Genomic DNA, 21364 nt, shown 5'->3' with positions numbered 1-21364 from the left:
ATTCAGTGCGTAGGCTGAGCATTGCTGCCCAACTTACATTTTGCACCAAGGTCTACCTCTGGTCGTTTTCTGAAGTATTGTTCTATACCATTAAACATCAGCAGCGTTTCTCACAATCGTTATATATTTCACTTTTTATTCTGGATTTTATGCAGCTCATTAATATTGATAAAGCGCGTTATCGCAAGCATTTAAAAATGGTGTTTATTGGTTGCGCTGTTAGTTTGGCAGTAGGTAGTTTGGCTTTGTCGCAGACATTGATCGCTATTTTCCCCGATGAAAGTGGTAGCCATTTTCATTGGAACTTATTGGGAGTAGTCGTTAGTGCAATCACAATTGGTTGGCTACTTAATAAATATCGCCAGCATGATTTCATGCGTGAGGTGACTTACGTTTGGGAATTGAAGCAGGCGCTGAATAAGATAACCCGGAAAATGCAAAAGCTGGAAGCGGCTGCACTTAACGGCGATAGAAATGCAATGTTGGCGATGCAATACAGTTATGCAGGTTCGAGATTGGTGTGGCAGCTAGACGACAACACACTCACGCTGGATGCGTTGGCGATTAAACAGCATGAGCTTGATCACCTCGCAGAAAAATTCGGCGTAACCTTATCGGTGAATGATTACGACGAAAAAATATTGGCTGCGTTTTAGCGCTTTTAACCAAAAGCTTCCCACCAAAAATCATTCTGATTATCCAAAAAAAGCGCCTGCAAATGCAGGCGCTGATGTTCTTATGGCAAGTTGTCCACTCCGGATTGTGCGATTGGAGTGCGTATTTGTGACAAGCCTTTTTTACTTCGTTTTATTCCCAACCAATTCACAATCGGTGCTGCAATTAAAATTGATGAACTGGTGCCGATCACAATGCCGAACAACATTGGCAAGGCAAAGCTGGACACGGCACTGCCACCGGCGATTCCCATCGGCAACAACGCCAGGAAGGTCACTACCGAGGTAAAAATAGTGCGTGTCAGGGTTGAGGTAATACTTTCGTTCAAGGTTTGCGTCAGCGGTTTGGTTGGGTCAGCACGTAATTTTTCACGGATGCGATCAAACACCACGACTTTGTCATTCACCGAATAACCAATTAATGCGAGCAATGCGGCAACTGCCGTCAAATTAAATTCGATGCCCATTAACGCAAAAAAGCCGATGGTTTTGGTCAAATCCAACACCAGCGTCAAGGTTGCGGCTAGCGCAAAATGCGATTCAAAACGCACCCATAAGTAACCCAGCATGCCCAAGCCCGCCAAAATAATTGCAAGGATGGTAGCATCGCCAAAATCGCCACTCACGCGTGGCCCCACCATTTCAGTGCGCGGGAAGGTTGCATCGGGCGATAATTGCTGCACACTGTTTTTCACAGCCTGTACGATATTGCCAGTTGCAACGTCTTGCTCTGACTGCAACGGCAAACGCATTAAATAATGGCCGTCACCGCCAAACTCTTGCAGCGCAATTTGATGAAAACCCTTTGCCGATAATTGCTCGCGCAAACTTGCCACGCTGACATCAGGCGCTTGCACTTCAATCACACTGCCACCACTAAAATCAATGCCGTATTCCAAACCCGGTTTAAAAAATAAGAACACAGACGCAAGGGATAACACCGCAGAGGCAATTAACCCTGCATAACGCGCCCGCATAAATGGAATGGTATTTTCACTGAGCGTATCCAACCATTGAATGCCGGTAATTTTCAGCGGCTGCTTATCCAATTTCCGCACGCGCCACTCCATCACCAAACGCGTAAACGAAATAGCGGTGAACATGGAAATTAATACGCCTACCGCCATGGTCACCGCAAAGCCGCGCACTGGGCCGCTGCCAAATAAAAACAATAAGCTGATAGCAATTAAAGAAGTGAGATTGGAATCGAGAATAGTGGCGTAGGCGCGGCTAAAGCCCGCATTCAATGAGGCCATTGCCGATTGACCGCTGCGCGTTTCTTCGCGGATGCGTTCATTAATTAAAATATTCGCATCCACTGCCATACCAATACTTAAAATTAATCCGGCAATTCCTGGTAGCGTCAGTGTTGCTCCCAACACACTTAACACGCCGATTGTCAGCCCGATATTGATCGCCAACCCAACGCAGGCAATGAATCCCCAGCGCCCGTAAATCCCTACCATAAACGCCAATACCAATAGTGCACCGACGATACCGGTAGTCACGCCCATCGCAATCGCATCGCTTCCTAAATCCGGGCCAACCGTGCGCTCTTCAATTACTTTCAAAGGCGCAGGCAATGCACCCGCGCGCAATAACAACGCAAGGTCATTCGCCGATGCACTGGTAAATGATCCGCTAATTTCCCCGCTACCACCTTGTATTGCACTGCGAATTACCGGCGCTGTAATAACACGGTCATCCAACACAATTGCCAATGCGCGACCAACATTATGTTTGGTTAAATCGCCAAAGCGACGTGCGCCTTCGCTATCCAATTTAAAATTCACCACAGGTTCATTACTTTGCTGGCTAAATGCCAAACGCGCATCGCTAATATGTTTACCTTCAAGCGCGACTGGGGCCTCTAATGGATAACTCACACCTTCGCTTTCACCTTTCACATTAATCTGCTGGGTAGCTGCGCGGGTTTTTGCATCTACCACCCAATGGAAAGTCATTTTTGCGGTAGTACCCAATAATTCACGGATATGCTGCGGGTCACTTACACCAGGCATTTGCACCAGAATGCTGTCCTTTCCCTGACGGGTAATCATCGGCTCCACCATGCCGGTTTCATTCAAACGACGGCGCACAACCTCAAGGCTTTGCTCGACCTCATCATGAATAATCTGGTTGTGCATCGCTGGATTTTTATTGTGCGTCAACTCGCTGGTATCCACCTCCAGCAATAAATGCGAGCCGCCGCGCAAATCCAAGCCCAAGGTGATTTTTTGTTGGCTGTAACTATCCGGTAATTTTTTTAGCCAGGAATCTGGCAACACATTGGGAGCGGCAAACAGCAGCCCCAATAAAATAATCAGGCAGTAGACTACCGCCCTGGTTGAAAGGGATTTCATAAGCAACACTCCACTCTGCCTTCATAGTGAAAGCAAAAAAATTATCAATTGATGGTTGAGGATTTTGTTAGTGGAAAGCAGGTGGAGCGCGGGAAATATTCAGTGTCGCTAACTGCAACTGGTGTGCAGCAAACGAAAATTCTGTTGCATAAACAACTGAATTCTTTTGCGGTGATAAAAGAGCCAGCAGGCTAAAAAACACCGTACTGACAAGTGGAACCTGATAATCAGAAAGCGGAGGTGGCGATAGCGCATTTAACGTTCGGCGCGGCGAAAACTGATGATCGCCCGCGACATAAATATGCGCATGAGCATCAACCGGAATTGCGGGTTGCGATTGCTGGTGAAGATAAAAATTTTGCGCAGAAAACCCCACGCACTTCCACAATAGCAACAGCCACAAGATCCCCATAACACCCACCCAACGCAATATGCGCCGGGAATCGAGTACTAATGGATGATGGGGAACTGACATAGTGCTAACCAGCGCTGGGATGTCAGGGAGTTTGTGGCCAAGGCGTTTATTTCAAGGGCAAGCGATCTGTATCAGCATTTTATTTATTGTTTTTTTACAGGCACAAAAAAACGCCGCATCGCTGCGGCGTCTTTCTTTAAATCACAACATTAAACAAGTGCGTTAACAACCGGCACATTAACAACCGGGCTCATTAACAGCCCAGATTATTACCTGCAGTTCCACCAATAATCTGGAGGATACGGTTGAACTCATTGATACGGCTTTGCACCTGGGCAGGGTTTCCGCCGTTACATTCGAGTGCACCGTTGATGGTACGGATAGTCTCGCCAAAGCCATAGTTGTTCACAATATTGCTGTGCGCAGGGCGATACCCAGAACCACTTTGAGTCATCCAGAACCAAAGTGCGGTCTGCCAGGCAACTGTTGCATTTTGCTCAACAATTTCAGGATTGCGGCGCAGATCCAAACCTAAGGCAGCGCCCGCGGCACAGTAGTTACCATTGTGACTCAATTGGATAGGACCACGACCGTAATACTGCTTGCCGGGCTCACAAGGACAAGTTGCCAAATTACCCCAATCGCTGCAGTACAACCCTTTCGCAATCTCGGTCACATACACAAAACTGCCGGTTTCGTGCGAGAAGTTAGCCAATGCAGCTGCCGCTTCGCGTTTGCGCAGTTGGAGATCACCCGTACCGGCAAATGCCGGGTAAGTTTGGGTCGCGGCAACCAATCCGGCATAGGTGTAGAAGGGGTTGCGGCCGGGGAACATTTGGTTGAATTGCGCTTCACTCACCACTGCGCCAAAACCAGTACCGTTATTGGTGTTGGATGACACACTGGAACTGGTACCCGTGCCATTACAGGTGCTGGTCGGCTCCCAATACCAGGTACTGATCAGCGGATCGTAACCGGGGTTATCGTATTTCGCGCGGAAGCTTGCGCCGTTGTAGCTCACGGTGTTGCCTGCGTAATACATTCTGCCAGCAACCCAAGCGGCACAAGTGCCGTTATTGCCTGTACTACTGGATGAAGTAGTGCCGCCGGGGCAAGACGCAACCGGCTCCCAGAACCAGGTACTGATCACCGGATCGTAACCCGGGTTTTCATTCTTCGCGCGGTAGAAGCCGCCGTTGTATCGCACCACTACACCCACTTGGTAATTGGTTCCTGCCGCCCAGTTAGGGCAGTTACCACCGGTTGCGGGCGTGCTTGATGCCGCACTGGAGCGGGCGCTTGAACGTGGCGTTGAGCTTGCTGCGACTGAACTCGCAGTAGTCGTGCCGCAAGAACCAAGGTTAGTCCAGGCATCGCCCGCTGCCCAACCCGTACCCGGCGCATAAGGGCCGCCAATAGAACACCAACCACTGACCTTACAGCTGAACGCGCTACCTGCGTTCTGCACAATTGCGTTGTTGTTGTAGGAACGTCCATCCACATACTGGGCAACGCCAGTACAGTTATAGGCATAAGCCTGTGTTGATAACAGGAATACGGAAGTAATCCCGAGGATTTTTTTGATGCTCATAGTAAAGTCACCCGACCGGTTTATCTCCTTGCAGGAGAATGGTTGATTATTGTTTTACCACATACCCGGAAGCAGGCTATTCCTGCAGGACAACGTTGTCAAACAATTGCGCAAGATCGGTCGGTCGCACTTTTACACGATGAAAGTGGGAAGAAAAAGTGCTAACCAGGTCTACAAAAAGAGAAAAGAATTACTTGTTTTTTGCTTCGATCCACTGCCCCATGTACTGGGTGCTCTTGTGATGATGATGACGCAGCATTTGGCCGATAAAATTATTACCACGTTCGTTTTTCAGATTGGCAGCGAGAGACGACAATCGAACCTGCAACGTATTGGCATAATCGGCGCGGTAGAAATAATCGCGCATAATCGTCAGCCCCTGCTGTTGCTTTTGCTGCCACAGCGCCTCTTGCCGATAATGCTCAACTGCCGCCGCAACAAAAGCCTCTGCGGTATCCGCCACAGCGCCGCACCAGGGCAATCCACCGCTCATGGATTCGGCACCAATACTGGTAGTAATAGATGGCGTACCGCAACGCATAGCATCGACCAGTTTTCCTTTGATACCCGCACCAAAACGCAAAGGCGCAAGGCACACGCGCGCCGATTGCATGACCGCGCGCGCGTCTGCCGCCCAGCCTTTGATGTGAAAGCCCTCTTTCGCGTTATGTAGCTGCGTCGCTTTGGGTGGCGGATAAGCGCCATATATATGCAGCTCAGCCTGCGCCATTCCTATAGCAGAGAGTTGCACGCGAATCATTGGCCACAATTGATGCTTTAACCAAAGCACCGAATCCCAATTGGGTTCGTGGCGAAAATTGCCGATCGCAATAAAATGTTGTCGCGCAGAAAAATCGGGCAGCGATGCAAGGTTTGTGTCTGGCTGCGACAGGAATGGACAGTAAAAAAGTAATTGTGCAGGAACTGAAAAATACCGCTGCAATAATTCCATTTCGAATTCGGAAATCATGAGCGACACATCACAGCGAAAAATAGCAGCCACTTCGCGTACGGCCATGTCATCTGCACACATTTGCTGGTAAAGCAATTCGCTGCTGGCAATCACTGGCGCAACCGATTGTTTTTCTTTTTCATTCGCGCCATGTTTTTGCGCTGCTTTTAATAATTGCTGGCGCGCATGGCGAAGGCTATGCAAATCTTCCGTATCGAGCACGCGCAACGCATCCGGACATTCTTGTGCTACACGCCAACCAAATTGTTCCTCGGTAAAAAAACGGTCGAACAACACCAAATCCGGCTTCAGTTCCCGCACATAGGCATCAAAACTACTGCAGTTCAGCGCAATTGTTTGTTCAGCGACCCCGAGCGAATTCAAATCAAAACGATGCTCCGATAACGCGGCAGCCGATGCGAAAGTGACATCGTATTGCATATCCAATAACAGCTGCACCAGCTCCAACATACGCGTGCCCGCCGCCGATGAATTCGGCTCGGGCCATACATAACCAATAATCAGTGCGCGTTTCATCGCTGCGCCTTCTGTTTCAATATTGGCGCACCGCCTTGCAAAAAATTAACAACCCCCTGCCCTGCCGTGCGGCCAGAGGCGAAGCACGCTGTTAGCAAATAACCGCCAGTAGGTGCATCCCAATCCAGCATTTCGCCTGCGCAAAATACGCCGGGCATTTTTTTGAGCATGAATAAACTATCCAACTCTTTGGCAGCAACGCCACCTGCACTGCTAATCGCTTCATCAATAGGGCGCGTTGCGGTTAACGTCAGCGATAATTTTTTAATCGCTAGCGTCAACAGCTCGGGATTTTCATAGGTATTTTTTGCCGTCAGCTCACGCAACAATGCGAGCTTAACCGGCGACAAATTCAACTGCTTGCGTAAAAAATTGCTCAGTGAATTTTTTTCACGCGGTTTATTCAAGCGCTGGATAATTTTATCGCGCGATAAATCCGGCAGCAGATCAATATTCAGTAACGCCGATCCCTGCTGATCAATTTGTTCGCGCAGCTCTTTGGATAACGCATAAATACCTGTGCCTTCAATTCCATAGGCACTGATAATCGCCTCCGAGAGCACCGTGCGCGTCCGCCCATGCACATCAGCACAACTCAAACCAACACCATGCAAAGGCGCGCCTGCATGCTGGCTGGTAATAACATCACTCCATGCCACATCAAACCCGCAATTGCTCGGCACAAGATCATTTACTTGCACACTGCGCTCGCGCAGCAGCGGCACCCAGGCACCGTTGGACCCCAAACGCTGCCAACTGGCACCGCCCAGTGCTAACAACACCGCATCGGCCGTTACTGTTTTGTTTAGGGTTGCATCATTTTCTTGCGCTGAAAAAAGTAACGGAGCCTGACCATTGCCTTGCGATTCACCCCAACCCAGCCAGCGATGGCGCGGATAAAACGTCACACCCAATTCACGCAGACGATGCAACCACGCACGCAACAGCGGCGCTGCTTTCATATCGCGCGGAAACACACGGCCCGATGTGCCCACAAATGTTTCAATACCCAAACCATGAATCCAGTTGCGCAGCGCATCCGCATCAAATGCATTCAGGCTATTAATGAGTTGGCTGCTCGCGGAGTAGCGCGAAAGAAAATCGTCTTTGGCTTCAGCGTGCGTGATGTTCATTCCCCCCACACCCGCCAATAAAAATTTACGCCCCACCGACGGCATTGCATCGTAGACCGAGACGTTATGCCCAGCCGATGCAATCACTTCAGCTGCCATTAAACCCGCAGGGCCGCCGCCGATAATCGCTACGGTTTTTTCAGGAGGGAGATCAAAAATATCGAGCTGATTCACAATAGGATCCACAAACGATTCACAATAAAAAACGCCGATGAGAAATTAATTCTACATCGGCGTTTTCGCATTCAATCATTCTCTATTCGTCACAGAGGTAGCGGAATGGATCCGGCGTTTACTCGGAGACCGTAGCCCGCAGGGATGCGGGCGACGAGCCCCCACGGACGGGTTCACGGCGAGTCTCAGAGTAAACGCCGGAACCATTGCGCGGGGAACAAAGACTAATCTGATACGCGAGCCTCAAACGGCGATGCAGGCAGACCCGCGCTATTATACAGATTTGCCCCCTCAGGGTTATCCGCCCATGCATAACGCACCCATTTTGGCTCAGCGATAGAATCCGCCCACACAATCACCTTATCCTTCTTAACCTGCGCCTTGGCCCACACAAATTTCTTATCCGCACCGGCAATCGCAATATGCCCCAGCTGCTCACCACGCACGCTCAAGCCTTTACCGACATCTGCAAAACTCAGTTCCAATTTTTCACCACTGGCCTTTATTTTTTTCAGGCGCGGGCCGGAAGCCAACAAAGATTTTTTCCCATACGCGACCTTCAATGCCCCCAACGCCAACCGCTCGCCCACCGCTTGCTTGTTGAGCGGATGAATATCGTTCCACTCACCCACATCAATCGCCACCGCCATCGCGGTATTATTTATCGCAAGTAATTGCCGCTGAGCTTCGCGCAACTCGGCCCAACCACTCTCACCCGGCTCTTTCGCTGCAGGTAAAAAGTTAGCCAGTTGCACATAAATAAAAGGTAATTCTTTTTGTTGGAATTGCGCGCGCCAATCGCTAATTAAATCGGCCATTAGTTGTTGATATTCCGCAGCGCGACCCACATTAGATTCACCCTGATACCAAATAACACCTTTGATTTTCAGCGGCAACGCCGGCGCCAACTTCGCGTTAAATAAAGAGGATGGCAAATAATGCAATGTTGTTCCCGGCTGCATCGCATTTACGCGCGCCGCGATTTGGTATTTCCACTCGCCTTTCAGATCAACAGCCTCATCACCAAACAAACCATCACCCAACAACAGCGCATAGCGTTTATCTTTAACAAAACCCACATTCGATGAATAGCTGGTGACACGGATGCTGATGCTATTCGCACCCGCTTTTAATAAACCTGCAGGCACTGCATAAATACGCGGTGGATATTGATAGCCAGTTTGGCCGACCAATTGACCATTCACATACACTTGATCGCCATCCACAATACAACCCAACCAAAGCACCGCTTTTTTCGCCGCTTGTGCTGTCGTCAATTCGATTGTTTTGCGCACCCAGAGGGCACCATTGGTAAATTCTTTATCCTCTTTACTCACCGCCTGTTCTTTTAAAAAGCCAGGTACCTGCAAGGTTTTCCAATTTTCGGTGTTGATATTTTCTTGTTGCCAATTATTTTTCAAACCGACATCGGCCGCATCCAGATCGGCATACCATTTACTGCTGTTGGCTTTATCGTTTGCGATAGTCGCCTGCACGTGAGCATCATCTTTAAAGGGTTGCAATTTTTGTTGGTAGTGCGGATATTTTTCCAATACCGATTCACTCACCCACGCCTCCGCAGGTGAACCACCTACCGGAATAGTGACCAATCCAATCGGCACATTATTGTCGGCGTGGAGTTTTTGCATAAAGAAAAATCCGACAGCAGAAAATGTTGCCATATTTTCTGGCGTTGCGGTTTTCCATTGGCCTTGGGTGTAATCTTGCAGCGGCCCTTTAAACGCATAAGTAACAGGCACATTGAATTCGCGGATATTCGGCTGGTTGGTCGATTCAATCAAATCCGGGTATTGGTATTTCACGCGATTCAATGGCAATTCCATATTGGATTGCCCCGCCGCAATCCATAAATCGCCCATCAGAATATTTTTGCGCAACAATTGGTTGTTGCCACTGACCTTCAATTCATAAGGGCCACCTGTTTTCAACGCAGGAAAAGTGACCGACCAACGTCCGTCTTTCGCCACCGCTGATAATGTTTTTCCTGCAAAAGTAACCGAGACATTTTCACCTTCATCCGCCCAACCCCAAATCGTCAGCGGTTTATCGCGCTGCAGGATTGCGCCATCACTTAACAACCGCGGCAGTGACACATCGGCAACCGTATTCAAAGAAAACAGTGCAGAAAAAAGCAGTAAAAATAATTGTTTATTAATAGAGAGAGGCTTGTTCATAGTCAGGTTCACAAGTAAAGGTATTGTAGTGGTTGTTAGACTAATGGTTATGTTCGTTTTTATAATTGTCGTTATGAATTGTTATGCTTATCGCCAGCATATGCTGGCCATTTAATATACTTGTATACCAGACAAAGATAAACCCGAGATTTTTGCCCACGCCAGATCTTTACAAATATTGAACGTTTGCAGACGATTACCGATAACGCCAAACAAAACCAAAACCATTAAGCAGACAATAAAAAAGCAGCCGAAGCTGCTTTTTTCTCATAACGCACTAACGCAAGGCTTATTCTTCGGGCAGCTCCCGGTTGCCAATAAGCGTTGTGTAGTTATCGCGGTAGTCTTCCATATGCTCTTTAAGAAAATCACGGTAGCGACCGGTCAAGTAGTTGGTTGTCCCTTCCACATCCTCGGCAAATTCATTTTTATCCAGCGAGCTCTGCGCAACTGCATAAGCATTAAAACGCGCCGCCGCATTCATCAACGCAGCACTCACAATACCCGGGTCGGCATTGTCACAAGCATCGTTGGCATTATTGATAAACGTTTCAACCAATTCCCAAAAAATATCGTCGTCGGTAGTGCTCATGGAAAACTCACAATCAAGAAATAATAGAGGGGCATTATAAGCCGCCACACCTCTGCTGTCAGCGCAACGATTGCCAACAGCAGAGACTTTTACAGAGTCAGTGTGCAAATGGCTTGGCTTTAAAATTGGTACCGCGCAATTGCAACAAGCCTTTACCTGCTTTTTCATTTAACAGAAGCGATTCGTAGATTTTGATTACATCCGCTTTGGTGACTTTATTCAATGCCGCCAGATAACGGTCGCGGCCATCAAATGCGTATTTACCATGCCAGAACTCGCCACTGTATCTATCCGCTTCGGAATAGAAATCGCTTGGCTTTTCCAGCGCATTCGCTATCAATGCCTGTTTTGCCTGTTCAATCTCGGCTTCGTCCGTTGTTTTTAATTTGGCTAAATATTCTTTGCGGAATTTATCCATGCGCGCCTTAATGCCTGGCAAATCCGTGTTGGAGCTTTGTACCAGCATCACAAAACCGGGAATATCATCTACCGGATAATTAAAGCTGGTCACCACATAACCCAACTGCTCATGGGTGCGCAATTGCATAAAGAAATCATTGCCGAATAACGAATTCAATACCGCTAATTGTGCTTGCTCATCGTCAGATTTGGCGCTACCAAACCAGGCTTGCAAAAGCGCACTATCCGCCAACTCGACATCATCATTAAAGCTCACCACTTTGCCAGCAGCAGGTGTGACGTATTGGTTGACCGCACGCGACTCCGGCAAACGCTTGCCCGGCAATATCGCTGCCGCTGCTTCTGCCATAGCACGGACTTGTGCATCGGTATAATTGCCGACGGCGAGCAAACGTAATAATGGATCAGCTTTAACAGCTTGATGATAGGCAATCACATCGGCTTTAGTAATTTTTTCAGCCGCCGCCAGAATTTGTTCATCGGTCCAAGGTGTTTTGGAAATCAAGCGCTGTGCATGGCCAAACAATTGGCGGAATACATGATTCTTTTTCTTGTTGGACATGCCCTGCTGGAAGCTATCCATAGCTTCATGAAAATGTTTGTCACTAATATCTAACGTCACAAATTCGTTTAACATCTTTTGCAACAATTGCGGATGCTTGGTGGTGTAGCCCGAAATAAAAATACCCTGACTAACCGCATCCATTACCGAGGTTGAAATCCCTAAAGAGGCGCGCCCGGCACGATCCGACAACGTCATTGTCTGCTTGGCATAAATGTCATTCACCAAACTGGCCAATACTGCCTCTCTTGGCGATTTCATTGCGAAATCTACATTGATCTGCAATGCGAGTTTACCCTTGTCTTCACGATAAAATTCCGGATGCACGAGGAAGGCCTCAACACCTGCCTGACTCACTACCTGATGCGGCTTGAGATAAGTATTGTCAACAATCGGCGCTTGGGTATCGGTAAATAAATCATTAAGCGGCGGCAAGTTAAACGCATAATTTTTCTTCAATGACTCCCAGCGTTTGTATTCATCGCCGGTAATATCGCGGATTGAATAAACGCCATCAAAAAATGGAACCGGAGTGTCTGCTTTTTCGTTTGGATTAACGTACCAAATACGCGCGCGCTTTTCTTCCAATTGCGACAGTACCGCATTGATTGACTTTTCATCATAGCGTTCGTAGATGTATTCTGAATTCATCAGGTTTTCAACAGGCAAATCAAACTGCGATATCGCCAAACCAACTGCCTGTTGTAGTGGATCAGGCTTGGGGGCATTGGCAAAATCTTTGGTGCGCATAGCTTGCAATTCGCGATAATAATTTTTATCCAGCCCTTTGCGTTTGATGACATCAACATAAGCAAAAATGGCTGCAATCACTTCATCCTGCTTTTGCAAACCAGCATCGGTCAAATCGGCCTGCACGCGCAAAAACCCATCGGGACCATAGGCTTCGGCATCAAAATAGGCGGTCAAGGTTTTCACCAAACCTTGTGCACGCAATTGTTCACCTAAAGTACCCGGCTCTTCAGAGGTAAGCAGGCTATGAATGAATTGATTGGGCTTTAATCGCCACTGGGTTTTATTGGATTTAACCGGAAAATCCACGTACAACACTTTTAATTCTTTAATGGGTTTGTAATGAATACTTTTACCCATTTCGTTTTTGGTAAGACCGGGCGTAGTGATTTCAGGTAGCGTTACATTTTTATTGGGGATGGCTGCAAAATGTTTTTCAGCCAAGGCTTTTAATTCTGGCAAAGATTGCTTACCTACTAACGCCAACTTCATGATGTTGGATGAGTAATAAGTATTGTAGAATTTTTTCATTTCATCATTGAGCACAGAGCCTGGTTTATCCTTCAAGGTATCCAGATTACCAATAGTGAACTTTGCGCTGGGGCTGTGGGGGTTTGCAGTGTATCCCTGCAATGCATACAGATTCCAATTGTCCTGGGCTTTTTGCAGCGACCACTCATTATTTACTGCATTGCGCTCTTTATCGCTGAAGTGCGGATCAAACGTCGGCTTTTTAAAATAATCGCTGAAACGATCCAAGGCTTCATCAAATTTTCCGGCGTTGATCTGAAACATGTAATTGGTTTTATCGTAAGCCGTAAACGCATTGGTCATACCGCCATTGGCTTGGGTGTATTTCATAAAGCCATCTGGCTCGGGATATTTTTCCGTGCCTAAAAACAGCATGTGCTCAAGATAATGCGCAAGTCCAAGCTGGTCTTTTGGATCATGGGCACTGCCCACACCCACCGCGAGCGATGCCGAAGAATTCTCCAATGAGGGATCAGACACCAGCACCACTTGCAAACCATTAGGCAGCATTAATGCCGCATATTGGCGGTCATCATTAGGGCTTTTGGTGATAGTGACCTGCTCAAGTTGTTGTACTACCGGTTTGGGGCTGCTGGTAGATTCACAGCCCACCAAACCGATTCCGCCCAGCAATAGCAAACTGAAAGCATAGGCCGAGTAGCGCTTTAACATGGCGTAGTTCCTTTAGGGTTAGAGAGATTTTATGTGCGGGCAAAGCCTAGCAGCTTTGTTGGAGCTAGCACAGAGGTGTGCATGTAGCGTGAGACATTGGGGATAAACAAGAGGTTCCTAACCAAAGGCTCCTGTACGATTAATTTATGGGGCTCGCAGTGGTAATGAAATGCCGTTGGCTGCGCATGGTTGCACCCGTGCTTTCATCATTCACTTCGCGCTTAATGGCAATCAACCGCCCGTTGTGTTGGCGATACTCAGTATGAATTTCATTTTTGAAACTAAAACCAATTACAATAAATACACGCCCTGAACCTTTCTCCGTTATTTTGCTTGCAAGCGGAACACCATTCGCATCAATCCACACTAAAAAATGATTCTTATATTTTTTAACGTACTTGCGAAAACTTTTATCGATTTTTTCTTTGGGCATACTGAAGGTAAGCAATCGGGCAGGCAGACCATTAAACCTATCCATTTTTTCGCTTACAAAATGGTAGCGCCCCAAAATTAATTCCATTTGCGCTGCGGGGTACAATATCTCCCGCCACTCCCAATACTCAAATTGCCCGACCGCATTTAGCGCTGAATTTTTTACGTTTTCATCGTCAATCTTGGCCAGCTCTTCGGTGTGCAATTGCGCAATTAATTCTGGCGAATAGGTTGCTCGCAACCCACCATCCCCATCCTCCAAACGAACATTAATCAAGCCTTCACGCTCAATCAATTCGTCGTGCTCACCACTGCGACCGAACAATTTGAATTGTGCATTAAGCACAATCGGCGTTGACGACTTCAGCAGTGGAAGCGCAGCACGAAAATCTTCTACACCGTTTGCAGTTGCTGTTACAGATAAAACCGAACAACAATACAACAATACGACAGACAAAAAACAGGTCGCCGATTTTTGCTTGAGCTTGTCTTGTTTTAACTTCTTTGGCTTAAACCTCCACACTGCCAACACAACGCATCCTCTTTTAATGGCTATTGAAATGGGCACGCATACAATCGATGAACCGCCAATGCGTATCTCACCCCGCTGTAGACACTCTAGTGATTTGATAGTTCTGGGGGCGATGGCGCACTCCGTGCACCCAAGACAAGCATCCACAAACAAATTCCGAACTCACCAATAGTACCCGGCAACCCAACATAGAAGGGGACAGATTCCAGGGAGAATACAAATTTCAATATAAACTCCGCGAGATACCCCACAGCACCCAACACCAAACACACGCCCAAAAAGCGCGGCAACATGCCGGATTTAAATACCAGATAGCCAAATGGCAGCAACCAAGCACCCCAAAAAATACTCGCAACCAAGGTATTGTTATTAAACGACACCAACAAATACATGACCTGTGCATGTAGCCGTTCACCTGCAATTGCAGATAAATAAGCATGACCATGAAGCAAGGTGAGCACATCCACTAACTTGGTAACGTTAACCATTGTGACCGGAATACTGACCAACGCTAAAACAACCATCAGTATTGCCATCTGGCGATTCACCCACCCCAACAACTTATACAACACTAGAGGTAAAAAAATAAAACACACGAAACAAATAACATCGGCAACTACCGCTAACCGGAACAGCTGCTTTTGCTCATTAATTCTCGCAACCGTTACTGCCGGGTCAGCCCAATCGATTAATGTAGCAGGCACATAAACCAAACCAAATATGCCTGTAACAATCAGCACCAGATAAATCAACCCTGCCAACCTTGCCAAACTGGATGCACTCATAAATATAATCCATTTTAATGATGGTTAAATCTCGTAGCGGCTATTGCGCAGCCATATCACTACACCCAACAACATCGCCACAATCACACAATAGATTGCGACATCTATAGAGTAGTTAAACGTAAAACTCACATAGCCATTACCGGCATCGCCAAACGACATCTGTATGGCTTCGGCAATCGTTTTAAAATAGGTTTTTACCAATTCATAAATATGAATGTTGATTCCCATAAAATAATGAAGAAAACGATCGGCAACCAACAAGAGCAACGGAATAAACGTTGCCGCTAAAAAAGGCGATTTTTTGGTATAGGCCGATGCCAGCATCGCCCAGGCAAATAAAGGCAGTAACAGTGGCACTAACCCAACACTTCCCAGGAAATAGCTACCTAAAAGTGGCAATGCTTGTAACGCTGTAGTGAATTGCCCCAAGTCACCCAACCACGCACTCATCACCAGCAATAACACCAGGCTCGTCAGTGTATTCATCAACAAGGTCAACAGAGGAACGCTCGCTGCAGCCACAACCAATTTAATCAACACATTGAATGGTTCGCTCACAGGCATGGAGCGCCAAAATAAAATATCGCGACTTTTGCGGTCAGCAAACAAACAAGATGAACAGTAATACAAGGCTAAAAACACGCTGATGACAGTAAAAAACCACCATCCTATAAACTGCTGAAACGCAACAATAAAACCCACTACGGATTTATTGTCATAATTGATTTTATAACCGCTACCGGTTTCGTCCGGCTTTAACATTTCCTGAACGCGAGGATCCAGAAAATGAAAATCTGATCCTTTTTGCTGGGTAATGACGGGATCACTAATAACCGCCAACACCCAAAAACCCGTCACCAATAACACACACACCAAAGGCAAAAACACAAATAAACTGCGGTGCTCCCAGTATTCACGTTTCAACTGCACCGCCACACGCTTTGCAAACATTACGCAACCTCCTTCGCCACATGCTGTGGTTTTATTTTTGCCACAAATAATTCACTTAAGCTCGGCGTAGTGAGCTTACCCAATTGCGCCAGCGATTCGCGCTGTTGTTCATTAGGTTCAAACAACATACTGAACCCGCCCAATAAGCGACGACTGTGAATAGGGTTGTGCGCCAACGCATGATCTTTGTAATTGGCATCCACATGCAACTCCACATATTGCGCAGCAACTTGTTCCATGCTGGTATCCAACACAATTTTACCCTGATTGATAAACACCAGATCCGTCAAGATAGTTTCGATTTCTTCTACTTGATGCGTAGTAATCAAAATGGTTTTCTGGTCATCGTAATAATTATTTAACAAGTTTTCATAAAACTGTTTGCGATAGAGAATATCCAAGCCCAAGGTCGGCTCATCCAATACCAATAGCTCACTATCAATCGACATAATCAATGCCAAATGCAATTGGGTAACCATACCCTTGGAGAGCGACCTGACTTTATCGGTCAGTGCAATAGAAGTTTCCGCAAGATATTTTAAACACTGCGTACGACTAAAACGCGGATGAACGCCTTCGGTGTAAGCGATCAACTCGCGCACGCTGATCCACTGCGGCAGCGTGGCGGTATCGGCAATAAAGGAAACGCGCTCTAATAATTTCACTCGCTCGCGCTGGGGGTTCATTCCTAAAACACTAAGCTCGCCGTCAACAGGAGCCAAGCCCAAAACACCTTTCAGCAAACTGGTTTTGCCCGCACCGTTAGGGCCAATAAGCCCAACGATTTTTCCTGATGCTATTTGCAAATTTACATTATCAAGCGCTACCTTTTTTCCGTAATGCTTGCTGACACCTTGTGCACTAATGACTTGATTCACCTTATTCTCCTTGAACCGCTTGCAATGCAGCGATCAATTCTTTTTTGCTCACGCCCAGCTGACGCATACGTTGCACCAACGCCGGAATTTCGGTAGAAATGAATTTTTCCTTTTCAATCCCGTGTAGTTTTTGTTGTGCACCATCGAGCACATACATACCCATACCGCGCCGCGCTTCAACCAGTCCCATATCTACCAACTCCTGATAAGCTTTACTGACGGTAATATGATTAATTTGATAATCGCTCGATACCTGACGAACCGAAGGTAAAGGCTCCCCTTCTTTAATCGCGCCGGATAAGATCAACGCTGCGATTTTTTCGCGCAGCTGTCGATAAATAGGTTGGTCATCATTCCAATTCATTGTCATTTGCATCTCATGGCTGATCGACATCCTTGTCACTAAGGTTATATATTGGCTTCAAACTCTTTGGAGAAGGCCTTATCTTTTTGATAGTCCTCCGACTTTATTTTATTAACCAACAGCGCATATTTTTCCGTATTGCCTACCGACTTATACGCCTTTGCCAAACTCCAGGATGCCCAAAAATAATGCGGATCTTTTGGGTTTTTGTTCTTCGATTGATACCGCTCAATATACTCAATGCCCTTGTCAAAGTCGTTTTCCATAATGGCAATTTCCCCTAACTGGAGCAGGCTGTCATGGATATGCCATTTGGTTTTGACGCTAACGGGCGTATTGGAAACGGATTCAAACAGACGTTTTGCTTTGTCGAATACTTTTTTATCCCGATAAAAATGCGCAACTTCATATTGATTAATTGCCGAATTGAATGTTTTACCGCTTAACTCATCTGCTAATTGCAGCGCAGCATCGGTTTTTCCGTCTTGCTCCAGACTATGAATTTTATAAGTATCTGCATCCTCAGGAGACAACTGCTGCAAGCGCTGTAAATACTCGGCACCTTTTTTGGTTGATCCTCCGGCAATAGAGGGCGCGCTGAGATAAAAGCGTGCCGCAGCAGCTAAAGCCTCTATATTGTTAGCATCTATCTGTAATGCAGCCTCATATTGTGCCGCACATTTTTTTGCTAATTTCAGTGCAGTAAAAATCGATGCCCCTTGCGCCTGATTGCAATAAACATCGCCAGAAATTTTCACTTCTTCCGCTGAATTAGGGCCAATAGCCAAAGCTTGCTCAACGTAATTTACCGCCAATTCCGTATCACCGCGCATAATGGCGATCCTGCCCAGAAAAATAAGTGACTCATTTTTACTTGCTGCGGTTTTCGTATGACCTAAAAAAAACTGCTCGGCATCGTCATAACGCCCTTCAAGATAAGCCTGAACTCCGGCATTGGTATTTTCTGCCTCTGCATCAGCGACATGCGACGAATCCGCCGCAACTACCATTGCCGGGAACAAAAACACGCTTGCGCCAACACTGATTTTTTTATTTAAAAACAAGAACATTTCCTTCATTACATCAACTCCTCTAGCAATAAGTGCCTATTCATCCGCATTCATTCAGCCGTGTGCGTTCACACTAACGCAGCTTCGCCATTACATAACGCCAGGGAATAATAAAAGGCGTCAGCACAATACCCATCACACACGCAAACAAAACACCTTTGGCATATTCATCAAGCCCTGTTTGCAACCACACTGGAAGTGCAAATACCAACACCCATAAGGTTTTCCACATCAATTCAAACAACAAAATAGGCAACAGCTGTAATGGGTAACGCAGCCCGACCAGCGCCAATAGAGAAAACGCGCCCAACATGGATTGGATGACCGAATGCGGATCAGCAATACGCGCGTCCGGAACAATAATCGATGGCCAAATAGTTAACCCCAACCCAACCACAATCAGCAGATACATTGCCCTCAGCAATATCATCTGCACTTTTGTTACTCCCACTACCACATCCGACATATCCCGCTCCTTATGATGAAGACCAATCAACACATTTCACACCAACTGGTGTTATACACAAATATAACACCATAACAGATTAAAACAACCCCCCAATTTCACCAAGCCCAATACACCGCCTAACATAAAAGTTGGCCGCCAGGTTTTAATCCGCCGTGTGCCTGACTATGCTATGTAGAATATGAGGCCAGCCTGTTTACCTTGGCCGTTCTGATGGATGTAGATTATGAATGCCCCCTCTTTCCCTGCCTTGGGCAAATATGTTGACCTGCTGGTTGATGCCATCTGCGTGGTGGATAAACAAGGTCACTTTTTGTATGTGAGCCCCAGTGCCGAACAAATTTTCGGTTACAGCCAAATGGAGATGATGGGCAGGCAAATGCTGGACTTGATGCACCCGGATGACCGTCAACGCACACTGCACACAGTTGCCGGAATTATGGCGGGCGAACCCCAACCTCATTTTGAAAATCGCTATATCCGCAAAGACGGCGAAATAGTGCATATCATGTGGTCGGCACGGTGGTCAGAAGCAGACCAATGCAGGGTAGCTGTAGCGCGCGATATCACCCGACGCAAACATGCCGAAAGCATTCAACAAGCCGTGTTTGCGATTGCCGAGGCATCCCATAATACGCAGGACTTAAACACACTCTTCGCGCAAATCCATCGCATTATCAGTGAGTTGTTACCGGCCGATAATTTCGCGATTGCATTGCGCGATAAATCTTCTGCTGCTGTCAGCCTTCCTTATTCACGCGAACAAGTGGTGATGGATTTTGGCAATGACAGCAGCGAAACGAGCAATCAACTGTTAAATAAAGTGCTACATAAAAACGAAGCCTGTCTTTACAACGCCATGCATGAGCGTATGGCACTGCAAAGCTGGCTGGGTGTACCACTGAAATCACACTCAGGCGTGTTGGGCGCACTGGTATTAAAAAGTTATTCTGCACAACAGCATTACAGCGAAAAAAATCTGGAATTATTGCAATTTGTCTCTACACAAATCGCCGCTGCGGTTGAGCGCAAACAAATGATGGCGCGACTGGAGCATCTTGCGCTTTACGACCAACTGACCAAGCTCCCCAACCGCACCTTATTTTATGATCGTATTCATTCGGCCATGGCGCGCGCCAAACGCCATCAAGTCATCTTTTCACTGCTGTATTTGGATATGGATAAATTCAAAGCCGTGAATGACAACTACGGGCACACTGCAGGTGATGTTCTGCTAGAGCAGGCAGCGCGCCGTTTGGAATCCTGTGTGCGCGAGTGCGATACCGTAGTCAGGTTTGGCGGCGATGAATTTGTCATATTGCTGGAAAATCTGGATTACCCCGAACAAAGCATTACGGTTGTGCAAAAAATCCGGGATGTTTTTCAAGAAGCATTTGATCTACAAGGGCAAATGGTACGCATCATGCCCAGCATAGGAATCGCACACTATCCGTTAGACGGTGACACCGACCAGGCCTTGCTGCGCCATGCCGATAACGCCATGTACGCAGCAAAACAAAACGCGGTTAATGTGCATTGACGTGGCTGGCACCACTGGAATTGGTTTTTGCTTTTGGATCGCCGTAGTAATCAATACTGGATGCGCCACTCGCCTCTGCCGTGAGCACATCAGTGACTGATGCTTCAACATGCGATGCACCACTCGCACCCAAATTAGCGTCTTTTGCAGTTAATTTTCTGCCGCGGAAATTGCTCGCGCCGCTGGCAGTCACTTCCAATGACTGGGTGTTCCCCTCTGCACGTATATCCACGTTTGATGCACCGGATAAATCAAAATCCTGACGTTTGCTGTTGAGTGCATTCAGTTTTACATTGGCCGCACCCGACAAATCCACAATCAACTCCCCAGCATTAAGGCCGGCAAATTCCACATTGCCCGCACCGCTCACGCCAAGCCGGAAAATATCGCTCTGTAAATCACCTACATTAGCGCGTGCGCCACCGGAAATTTCCAGGTATTCCAATTTTTTAACACGCAATACGATGCGCACGGGCTCATTGCTGTGATTAAACCAATTGAAAAATCCCGGCTCCCCTTTTGCCCACACGCTGACGCGCTTTCCGGTTTGATCGACCTTGATACGCTTCATCACTTCTGCTTCTGCCTCGACACGCAAATACTCAGTGCCGTCCTGGGTGATCTCAACAGAGGTATTTCCACCGCTGACAAATTCAGAAAAATCTTTTACGGGATAGGTTTTGGCAACGATTTCTGCTTGCACATTAGCCGCGACAAACACGCTAACCAGTGCAAATGATAGAGAGCGAATTAACATAATAAACCTCAAAAAATAATCAACG

General features: G+C 47.0%; 18 protein-coding genes. 2 read left to right on the top strand and 16 right to left on the bottom strand.

What is annotated here, in order from left to right; all coding sequences use genetic code 11:
- Positions 1-5 precede the first annotated feature (5 nt).
- Positions 6-656, top strand: a complete 651-nt coding sequence (locus VC28_RS17980; RefSeq protein ID WP_197085562.1) for a DUF3087 domain-containing protein — start codon at positions 6-8, stop codon at positions 654-656.
- 80 nt (positions 657-736) lie between these two features.
- Here the strand turns inward: VC28_RS17980 and secD are convergent, their stop codons facing one another.
- The 15 genes from secD to VC28_RS17905 form a co-directional block, all read right to left on the bottom strand.
- Positions 737-3037 (bottom strand): protein translocase subunit SecD, encoded by a 2301-nt coding sequence (gene secD, locus VC28_RS17975; RefSeq protein ID WP_049631851.1) that lies wholly within the window; start codon positions 3035-3037, stop codon positions 737-739.
- 67 nt (positions 3038-3104) lie between these two features.
- Complete coding sequence (locus tag VC28_RS17970) at positions 3105-3512, bottom strand: hypothetical protein (protein ID WP_049631850.1); 408 nt, start codon at positions 3510-3512, stop codon at positions 3105-3107.
- Between the two features lie 193 nt (positions 3513-3705).
- The gene (locus VC28_RS20020; RefSeq protein WP_049631849.1) at positions 3706-5043 is read right to left on the bottom strand and encodes a glycoside hydrolase family 19 protein; all 1338 of its coding nucleotides are present in this window, start codon (positions 5041-5043) and stop codon (positions 3706-3708) included.
- 190 nt (positions 5044-5233) lie between these two features.
- Positions 5234-6532 (bottom strand): glycosyltransferase, encoded by a 1299-nt coding sequence (locus VC28_RS17960; RefSeq protein ID WP_049631848.1) that lies wholly within the window; start codon positions 6530-6532, stop codon positions 5234-5236.
- On the bottom strand, positions 6529-7839 hold the full coding sequence (locus VC28_RS17955) for a TIGR03862 family flavoprotein (protein ID WP_082191611.1): 1311 nt from the start codon (positions 7837-7839) through the stop codon (positions 6529-6531). Before VC28_RS17955 ends, VC28_RS17960 begins: the two co-directional genes overlap by 4 nt.
- Before the next feature lie 224 nt (positions 7840-8063).
- Positions 8064-10034 carry a sialate O-acetylesterase gene (locus tag VC28_RS17950; RefSeq protein WP_049631847.1) on the bottom strand — a complete coding sequence of 657 codons (1971 nt, stop codon included), beginning with the start codon at positions 10032-10034 and terminating at the stop codon, positions 8064-8066.
- A gap of 289 nt (positions 10035-10323) precedes the next feature.
- Positions 10324-10626 (bottom strand): DUF3144 domain-containing protein, encoded by a 303-nt coding sequence (locus VC28_RS17945; RefSeq protein ID WP_049631846.1) that lies wholly within the window; start codon positions 10624-10626, stop codon positions 10324-10326.
- A gap of 97 nt (positions 10627-10723) precedes the next feature.
- Positions 10724-13561: an insulinase family protein gene (locus tag VC28_RS17940; RefSeq protein ID WP_049631845.1), complete on the bottom strand. Its 2838-nt coding sequence runs from the start codon at positions 13559-13561 to the stop codon at positions 10724-10726.
- A 139-nt stretch (positions 13562-13700) separates the two neighbouring features.
- Complete coding sequence (locus VC28_RS17935) at positions 13701-14525, bottom strand: hypothetical protein (protein WP_049631844.1); 825 nt, start codon at positions 14523-14525, stop codon at positions 13701-13703.
- Positions 14526-14611: 86 nt separating this feature from the next.
- Positions 14612-15310 (bottom strand): DUF4386 domain-containing protein, encoded by a 699-nt coding sequence (locus VC28_RS17930; protein ID WP_049631843.1) that lies wholly within the window; start codon positions 15308-15310, stop codon positions 14612-14614.
- Positions 15311-15334: 24 nt separating this feature from the next.
- Complete coding sequence (locus VC28_RS17925) at positions 15335-16264, bottom strand: hypothetical protein (protein WP_049631842.1); 930 nt, start codon at positions 16262-16264, stop codon at positions 15335-15337.
- On the bottom strand, positions 16264-17142 hold the full coding sequence (locus VC28_RS17920; protein WP_049631841.1) for an ABC transporter ATP-binding protein: 879 nt from the start codon (positions 17140-17142) through the stop codon (positions 16264-16266). Before VC28_RS17920 ends, VC28_RS17925 begins: the two co-directional genes overlap by 1 nt.
- Position 17143: 1 nt before the next feature.
- Positions 17144-17512, bottom strand: coding sequence for a GntR family transcriptional regulator (locus VC28_RS17915; protein ID WP_049632524.1), 369 nt, complete (start codon positions 17510-17512; stop codon positions 17144-17146).
- Positions 17513-17550: 38 nt separating this feature from the next.
- Positions 17551-18585 (bottom strand): tetratricopeptide repeat protein, encoded by a 1035-nt coding sequence (locus VC28_RS17910; RefSeq protein ID WP_049631840.1) that lies wholly within the window; start codon positions 18583-18585, stop codon positions 17551-17553.
- Between the two features lie 64 nt (positions 18586-18649).
- Complete coding sequence (locus VC28_RS17905; RefSeq protein ID WP_049631839.1) at positions 18650-19042, bottom strand: hypothetical protein; 393 nt, start codon at positions 19040-19042, stop codon at positions 18650-18652.
- Between the two features lie 226 nt (positions 19043-19268).
- Between VC28_RS17905 and VC28_RS17900 the strand changes: the two genes are divergently transcribed.
- Positions 19269-20582, top strand: a complete 1314-nt coding sequence (locus VC28_RS17900; RefSeq protein ID WP_049631838.1) for a sensor domain-containing protein — start codon at positions 19269-19271, stop codon at positions 20580-20582.
- Here the strand turns inward: VC28_RS17900 and VC28_RS17895 are convergent.
- Positions 20569-21339 (bottom strand): head GIN domain-containing protein, encoded by a 771-nt coding sequence (locus VC28_RS17895; RefSeq protein WP_049631837.1) that lies wholly within the window; start codon positions 21337-21339, stop codon positions 20569-20571. The two genes, VC28_RS17900 and VC28_RS17895, sit on opposite strands and share 14 nt — an antisense overlap.
- Positions 21340-21364 lie beyond the last annotated feature (25 nt).

The organism is Cellvibrio sp. pealriver (assembly GCF_001183545.1).
Taxonomy (GTDB): Bacteria; Pseudomonadota; Gammaproteobacteria; order Pseudomonadales; family Cellvibrionaceae; genus Cellvibrio.
The sequence above is the reverse complement of the archived record's forward strand: the minus strand, read 5'-3'. Positions and strand labels throughout refer to the sequence as shown.

Excerpts from the sequence above, each read along its gene's own strand:
- secD (WP_049631851.1), bottom strand. The coding sequence starts at position 3,037 with ATGAAATCCCTTTCAACCAGGGCGGTAGTCTACTGCCTGATTATTTTA.
- VC28_RS17970 (WP_049631850.1), bottom strand. The coding sequence starts at position 3,512 with ATGTCAGTTCCCCATCATCCATTAGTACTCGATTCCCGGCGCATATTG.
- VC28_RS20020 (WP_049631849.1), bottom strand. The coding sequence starts at position 5,043 with ATGAGCATCAAAAAAATCCTCGGGATTACTTCCGTATTCCTGTTATCA.
- VC28_RS17960 (WP_049631848.1), bottom strand. The coding sequence starts at position 6,532 with ATGAAACGCGCACTGATTATTGGTTATGTATGGCCCGAGCCGAATTCA.
- VC28_RS17950 (WP_049631847.1), bottom strand. The coding sequence starts at position 10,034 with ATGAACAAGCCTCTCTCTATTAATAAACAATTATTTTTACTGCTTTTT.
- VC28_RS17945 (WP_049631846.1), bottom strand. The coding sequence starts at position 10,626 with ATGAGCACTACCGACGACGATATTTTTTGGGAATTGGTTGAAACGTTT.
- VC28_RS17940 (WP_049631845.1), bottom strand. The coding sequence starts at position 13,561 with ATGTTAAAGCGCTACTCGGCCTATGCTTTCAGTTTGCTATTGCTGGGC.
- VC28_RS17930 (WP_049631843.1), bottom strand. The coding sequence starts at position 15,310 with ATGAGTGCATCCAGTTTGGCAAGGTTGGCAGGGTTGATTTATCTGGTG.
- VC28_RS17925 (WP_049631842.1), bottom strand. The coding sequence starts at position 16,264 with ATGTTTGCAAAGCGTGTGGCGGTGCAGTTGAAACGTGAATACTGGGAG.
- VC28_RS17915 (WP_049632524.1), bottom strand. The coding sequence starts at position 17,512 with ATGACAATGAATTGGAATGATGACCAACCTATTTATCGACAGCTGCGC.
- VC28_RS17910 (WP_049631840.1), bottom strand. The coding sequence starts at position 18,585 with ATGAAGGAAATGTTCTTGTTTTTAAATAAAAAAATCAGTGTTGGCGCA.
- VC28_RS17905 (WP_049631839.1), bottom strand. The coding sequence starts at position 19,042 with ATGTCGGATGTGGTAGTGGGAGTAACAAAAGTGCAGATGATATTGCTG.
- VC28_RS17900 (WP_049631838.1), top strand. The coding sequence starts at position 19,269 with ATGAATGCCCCCTCTTTCCCTGCCTTGGGCAAATATGTTGACCTGCTG.
- VC28_RS17895 (WP_049631837.1), bottom strand. The coding sequence starts at position 21,339 with ATGTTAATTCGCTCTCTATCATTTGCACTGGTTAGCGTGTTTGTCGCG.